The 6710-nt window shown below is 24.1% G+C and carries 6 protein-coding genes; all 6 read right to left on the reverse strand.

Annotated features, from left to right (window positions below; translation table 11 throughout):
* A partial coding sequence (locus PWP28_RS13930) for a DUF234 domain-containing protein (RefSeq protein WP_374045503.1) occupies nt 1-126 on the reverse strand: 126 nt, incomplete at its 3' end.
* Complete coding sequence (locus tag PWP28_RS13585; RefSeq protein WP_308644993.1) at nt 72-446, reverse strand: hypothetical protein; 375 nt, start codon at nt 444-446, stop codon at nt 72-74. The genes PWP28_RS13930 and PWP28_RS13585, both read right to left, overlap by 55 nt.
* A gap of 141 nt (nt 447-587) precedes the next feature.
* The gene (locus PWP28_RS13590) at nt 588-3383 is read right to left on the reverse strand and encodes a DEAD/DEAH box helicase family protein (RefSeq protein WP_308644994.1); all 2796 of its coding nucleotides are present in this window, start codon (nt 3381-3383) and stop codon (nt 588-590) included.
* 2 nt (nt 3384-3385) lie between these two features.
* A complete protein-coding gene (locus PWP28_RS13595; RefSeq protein ID WP_308644995.1) occupies nt 3386-5425 on the reverse strand; it encodes a site-specific DNA-methyltransferase in 2040 nt (679 codons plus the stop codon).
* A 242-nt stretch (nt 5426-5667) separates the two neighbouring features.
* Nucleotides 5668-6075: a hypothetical protein gene (locus PWP28_RS13600; RefSeq protein WP_146192160.1), complete on the reverse strand. Its 408-nt coding sequence runs from the start codon at nt 6073-6075 to the stop codon at nt 5668-5670.
* On the reverse strand, nt 5957-6274 hold the full coding sequence (locus tag PWP28_RS13935; RefSeq protein WP_109604868.1) for a PBECR4 domain-containing protein: 318 nt from the start codon (nt 6272-6274) through the stop codon (nt 5957-5959). Before PWP28_RS13935 ends, PWP28_RS13600 begins: the two co-directional genes overlap by 119 nt.
* Nucleotides 6275-6710 lie beyond the last annotated feature (436 nt).

Consider the following 6710-nt stretch of genomic DNA (forward strand, 5'->3'; position numbering starts at 1 on the left):
TTTTATATTATAATTTTCTCTTAATAAATATTGTTGACAAACGTCTTCAAAAACAAATCCTGTATATTGATTTAAATATGGTTTAATTTTTTTATCATAGTTTTTCCCTTTGTTGAAACTACCCATTTACTTTTAATTATATCTTCTTGATCAAATTTATATTTTACTGGAACATAATCCACTTTAACGTTTGAAACAATATAATAATTATTTCCAATGTAATCATCAAACATAACCATTATTGAGATTTTTAAATTTTCTGTTTCTTCTATTTTTATTGCTAATTTAGGTTTTTCCGTTAATTCTCCAGTATAATCAATTGCTTCTGTATAAATATATGTTGATTTTTTTTCACTTAACAAATCAGTTGAATCAAAAGTATTCCACTCACTATGAACACATAAACTAATAAAAACAAATAAAATAATTGTTAATATTTTTTTCATATTCCATCTTCTAAAATTTAAATAATATATTTTTTATAATGTTTTCAATAGTCTTAACTCCTTCTACATTACAAGAGGTAAAAACTTTCATTATCTCTTTTTATTTTGATTTTTTCTTACATTTCCCAATTGATTTTTAAATTATTTAAAATTATTCTGTATTGCTAGTAGTTCTTCATAACCTCTGTTAAAATCAGAGTTATTTTCTTTATTAAAAAATGGTAATCCAATAAGTCTATAATTAGGATTTTCCTCTTTAATTATATTATTAAATCCATATTTTTTAGTTATTTTATTTAAAAATTCCTCTTTCCAATATTCTTTTCCACTTTTAAACAAATCACTTTTTCCTATAAATTGAGATCCTTTAGATTCTATAAATATTTGATAAAAAATTTCAGTTTTAGCTATTCCGACATTCTTTCTATCTTTTGTTTTTAAAAATAAAAGAAAATCTGGTTGAAAACCTCTCCCTTGTTCAAAATCATATATCTTGTAAACTTCTTCGTTTCTTAAAAGGTAAATTTCATCATATTTTTGTTCTAAATTTCCGATTGTATCTTTGATAAATACTATCAATTCTTTTTCTTCACTTGTTCCATGAAATGAATCTAAAACATACCAATTTTCATTTTTTAATTCTTCTGATATTCTTTCAGAACCTGCATCTTCCTCAATAGTTTTTGTTTTTGGTTCTACAAAAAACTTTTTAAAATTCCCTGCAATAAATTCACTACCAATTTTAGGTGTAATATTCTCTTTTAATTCTGTAAAAATATTTTCTAAAAATTTCAATACTAAATCTAATTTATCTCTATTATCAATATCATCATACATTGTATTTTGATTTACAATTATTTTTATATCAAAATCACCTAAAAAATCATCTTTTTGTAAATCCTCAATGCTATTTATATCTAATTCTTCTTTTAAATTATCAAATTGAAATAATGAATTTTCTTGTTTGGCTTTGATATTGATAGCTTTTTGAACTATATGTTTTTCAATATATTTGAATTTTTTAAAAATTGTTTTTGATCTTTTGTCTTGTAAGTTTATCCTTTGTGAATCTTCTTGTTTCTTAAAATTAAATTCCTGCTCTGTAAACTCTAATCCTTTGATTTTATAAGAACCAGAAAAGTCTTTTTTTATGTCTTCCAATGTCTTTTTTTTTCTATTTGGATTATCTATTTGTTTGTTATACCAAATTTTTACATTATTATAAAAATCACTATTTTTAAATTCCTCTTTAAGATCAAATGTTTTAACTATTTTATCATCTCTAATATATCCATCTTTTCTTAATTCTTCTTTTAAATGAGAAATATATCTTGAATCTTCATCATAAGTATGATAATATAATTCTTCTAAAATTCTTAACTCATGATTTAAATCATCATCAAATTTTCTTTTATTTTTTATTTTATCTTTATATGAAAAAGGAAAATATCTAACTCCTCTACCAATAAGTTGTTTTTCTTTAATAGTTGCTTCTGGAGTTTTTTTAGTACTCCCACCAGAATTTTGTCCTTGATAAAGTCTCACAATATCAAAAAGGTTTAAAACATCCCAACCTTCCGTAAGTCTATCAACGGTAAAAATGGCTCTAATATGATTATTTTTATCTTCTAAACTATTAAGTAATTTTTCTGTTTCTTCATCAGTTTCTTCTTTTTTGTTTTTGTTTGTTTTTGAATTTGTAATTATGGCATTCTTTTCCTGATAGTTTTGTTTAATCCAGTTTGCTATCTCACTAAAATTTATTTTCTCTTTTTTTATAAATTCTAAAAGTGTTTCTGTCCTGGATTTTCCCATTTCATATAGTGTGGGTTGTTTCGTTTGATAAATTTTATCTACAATATTTTTAAGAAAATCAAAATCACTTACTTTAATAGAGTCTATCCAATTTAAGAATTCTTCATAATCTGCTCTTGATTCATCAATAGTTTTACTTCTGAATAGTATTACTGTTTTAAAGTTTGCAATATCATTTTTAAGTGCAATTTTGTGTCTATACCATTGAAATAAAAGTGCTTGTAAAACTCTTTCTTTTTTATCTAAAGTAGAAGAAATAAGATTTATTTCTTTGGTATATCCTGCCTGTAAAAATTCTTTAAGCCCAAATTTATAGATAATTTTATCTTCATATTTTTTAGCAATACTTTCTGTTGCTGGAATTGTTGCTGTAAATTCTAAAAGCACATTTTTATTATTTTCTTTTTTGCCATTTTTATTCAAAATCAATTCTATAACCGTATGTTCCCAGCCTTTTTTTTCAACCTCTCTTGCACTTGTTCTGCCTGTAATTTCTTTGGGTATTAGCTCTTCTTTTTGTGCAACTTTCTTTTTGGTATGTGCATTTAGATGATGTGCTTCATCGGCAAGCATAACTATATTTTTACTATTCAAATCGTGCAAAGTAGTCTGATTTTCTCTTTGTAGGTGAATATCATTATAGAGTTTTTGAATAGAAGTAAATTTAATCTCTATTCCTTGCGGATTATCACTAAAATTTTCTACTTTTTTGATACTCACTGTTTTATTCTCTATTACAATTTTTTCTTTGAATAAATATTTATTATGAGTACTATTTATAAAATTATTTTCTGTTTTATCTACAATATTGTTTTGATTTACAAAGAAAAGAAAATGTCTATATCCTTGTTTGTAATAGTATAAAATCATAGAAGACATCAAAAGAGTTTTACCTGTTCCTGTTGCCATATTAAACATTAAATGAGTAGGTTCTTTTTTTAATTTAGATTTAGGATTTTGATGGAACAAAAAATTTTCCAAAGCTTCTTTTTGCCAATAAAACAGCTCATATTTAATATTATCCAAAATATATTTTGGTATCTCAAAAATTTCAGGATTAAAATTTTTTAAAGCTTCTTTTTGAGTATTTATTTTTTCATATAAATATTTAATATCCCCCATAATTACACACCTTCATTATAAAATTGTTTTGTTAATTCAATATCTTCTTTATTAATCCTAAATTTCTTATCTGTCATTTCCGTTTTGTTTACATACATTTGGTTGTTGTCAAGCATTGCTATAAACATTTTCTTTTGTTCATCCAAACTCAAGTTGATAAATTCTTCTTCATGGATAACCTTTTCTTTAAATTCTTTGATTTTAAGATTGTAGTTCAAGAAATATCTCTCATACATTTCATCAAAAAATGTGATAAGCTCCTCTAAACTCTCACAAGCAAATATTTTCTCTTTGGCTGTTTCATTCCATTTGGCAAGTTCAAAGTAAATGAAAGAATCGTCAATATTTTCTTGTGATAAAACCTTTTGATTTCTTTCATTACAAATTTCAATATGTTCATCTAATTGTTCAACCAATATAAACTTTCTATCTCCACCATCTTCTTTATTTAATGCAAGTGTTGCATGTCCTGTTGTTCCACTTCCTGCATGAAAATCAAGAATAATGTCATCATCAGAAGTCATTATTTTTAAAGTATCCAATACCGTATAGAGAGATTTTGGAAAACTGAAATTTTGATTTCCTATTATTTTTTCTAATAATCTTATGCCCTGGTGATTTGCATTATATTTTTTGTCTGACCAAACAGTCGATACTTTTTGTCCTTTATCAATTCTATATTTTTCATAAATGACTATTTTTTCATTTTCTTTAATTGCTATCAATTCGCCTAGTATTTTTTCAGCAGAAGGTTTTGATAATTTCCATGTCCTTTCTTGACCACTATTTGTTATGGGGTAAACTTCAAAATAATCTTTTCTTGGCTCTGTAGTTATAATTTTTAAATGTTTATCAACATATAATGGGTACCAAAAAGATTTTTTGTTTTTTCTTAAATTTGCATCTCCTCCACCAACCCTAACAAAGTTTTTAAGTTTATATTTGCCTTTTTCATCTTCTTTATTAAAAGTTTTTAAAACTGCCTCGTCTAAAATTACATTGTTAAATTTTGCTGAAGTGCCTTTTTTTGCATATACAATCATAAAATCATTAATTGTAGAAAAATACTTAGCTTGATTTCTTCCCATAGGATTATTAACAACTGAAATAATCCCTAACCTGTTTTCTTCTCCAAAAATTTCATCTGACAAAACTAACAAATAGCCAATTTCAAAGTGGTCAATCGCAATAGCAATAAAACCATCATCTCTTAATAATTGTTTTCCGGCTTCCAATCTATTTCTCATAAAAGTTAACCAGGTAGAATGATTGAAAGTGTTGTTATATGTAAAAATATTTGCATCTCCTCCTGTATTATATGGCGGGTCAATATAAATTAGTTTCACTTTCTCTGCAAATTGCTTTTTGAGAGAGTGCAAAGCCAGTAAATTATTTCCTTTGATAATCAAATTTTCTTTGATCGTTCCTTCTTCATCTCTTTTGATTTCTTTGACTTCTTGTTCTCCATTTTTGGTAAATCTTTTCCAGTTTGTAAATGCTTTATGGTCAAAAAGTCTGTCTATTTCATCATGAGCTAAAACTTGATTGAAAAATATTTCTTTCCTTTTGGATGTTTTTTTATTATAAGTATCAGCTTTTAATCCTTGATTTTCTTGTGTTTTGGTAACTTTTTCATCATATTCAAAATAAACATCTTCTCCTTCTTCTGTACTTTGTCCACCTTCTAAAACACAATCTTTATAAGGCCAATCTAAAACAATATCATTAGTATCTTTTAAAAATCTTTTACCATCAGTTAAGCCTATTCTATTTTTATACGCAGTAAAAGAATTATCTACCTTGTTTTCTTCCATAAAAAAACGAAAATCATTTGTTTTAAATACATATACATCTTTTATTTTCACAAAAAACTTTTCTCTCAAGTCTTTTTTCTGAAGTAGTAAATCAATGACTGTTTCATCAATCTTTTCTACCAAATCCAAAAGAAGAGTTTGATTTAACTCTGTTTTATCTTCATTCCAAATTCTTTCATCTTTTTTTAAAACTTCTTTTATTAATTTTTTTAAATTTGTATTATTCATATTTACCTCCATTCATTTATCATTAATATAAAATTAGCTTCTCATTTAAAACATAACAAATCAATTATATAAATTTTTTAATTTTATACAAGTTATAATCCTTATTTTTACACTAATTTTATAGATATAACTTAAAGTTTTATCCTAATTAGTATTCCATAATCTATTCCTCTTAGAAAATTAAAATCTTATTAGAACATTTGACTATATCTTATATAATTTAATAAAAAAAGACCTATCATTTAAGATTGGTCTCTTATTTCAATATTTATAAATTCTTCTAAATAAGTATAATCTTCTGTATTAATAAGTTTATCCCCATAAATTACATTTGAAAAAAAATCATCTTTTTTATCTTTTGATAAAACAATAAATACTTTTTGGGGATTATCTAATTTTTTATTATATAACAAAGTTTTAGGGATACATTTGCTTCCTTTTATAAAACCTAATATATAACTACCATCTCCAGTAACTATATCACAATATACATTATTACTACTAAATCGTTCCTGTATAAATATAGTATCTTTAAATAAATCTTGTAATTTTGGAAGTGCTTTGATTTTCTTTCTTATAGTACCTTTTATTTGTTTTGAAAGTATGGAAAAATATTTTATACTTAAAAGTTTTAGAATTCGCTTTTTCAAAAAATTTTTTCGGCTCCAAAACAGTTTTAACTCCTGTTAAATGTAGGAAGTTATCTTCATTAGCAGATAAAATATAATATTTATCAACTATAAAATCCTTTGAGACTATTAAATATTCTTTATTAATAAAAATTTTTTTAAAATTCACTGATTCACTCGTAATAACTTCTAAAAATCTTTCTTCAAAAGAAATTGACATTATATTTCTCCTTAAAAAAAAGGATGACAAATGTCATCCTTTGGTATTTTTAGCAGTTAATTTTCTGCGATTGGTATGAGTTTAATGTCTTCATCCCGACACTAGAATTATATACCTTTTATAATATAAAAGTCAAGTGGAAATTTTTTATTTTTGAATTTATTAGTTAGTTTGGTGATTTATTATGCATTACTTTATTCTTTTTTATTTTACCATTTACAATAGGGTTTTACAAATCTTAAATCTATGATTTAATGGGTGAAAATAGATAAAATTTTATATAATTTCATTTATTGTAATTAATTTAATTTTGGAATTATTTCTTGAAAATTTTATTATTTCTTCTGTAAATCCTGTTTTTGAAAAAAGATAAAAGTATTTTTCTGTGAAATTTAATAAATTACTTTTTTCAAGTAATTGTTCATATACTTCTATA

Origin of the sequence: Oceanotoga sp., assembly GCF_030445905.1 — a bacterium.
In the GTDB taxonomy this organism is placed as follows: Bacteria; Thermotogota; Thermotogae; order Petrotogales; family Petrotogaceae; genus Oceanotoga; species Oceanotoga teriensis.

What these genes read in the sequence shown, in the direction of transcription:
- PWP28_RS13585 (WP_308644993.1), bottom strand. Translation starts at nt 446, where the DNA reads ATGAAAAAAATATTAACAATTATTTTATTTGTTTTTATTAGTTTATGT.
- PWP28_RS13935 (WP_109604868.1), bottom strand. Translation starts at nt 6,274, where the DNA reads ATGTCAATTTCTTTTGAAGAAAGATTTTTAGAAGTTATTACGAGTGAA.
- PWP28_RS13590 (WP_308644994.1), bottom strand. Translation starts at nt 3,383, where the DNA reads ATGGGGGATATTAAATATTTATATGAAAAAATAAATACTCAAAAAGAA.
- PWP28_RS13595 (WP_308644995.1), bottom strand. Translation starts at nt 5,425, where the DNA reads ATGAATAATACAAATTTAAAAAAATTAATAAAAGAAGTTTTAAAAAAA.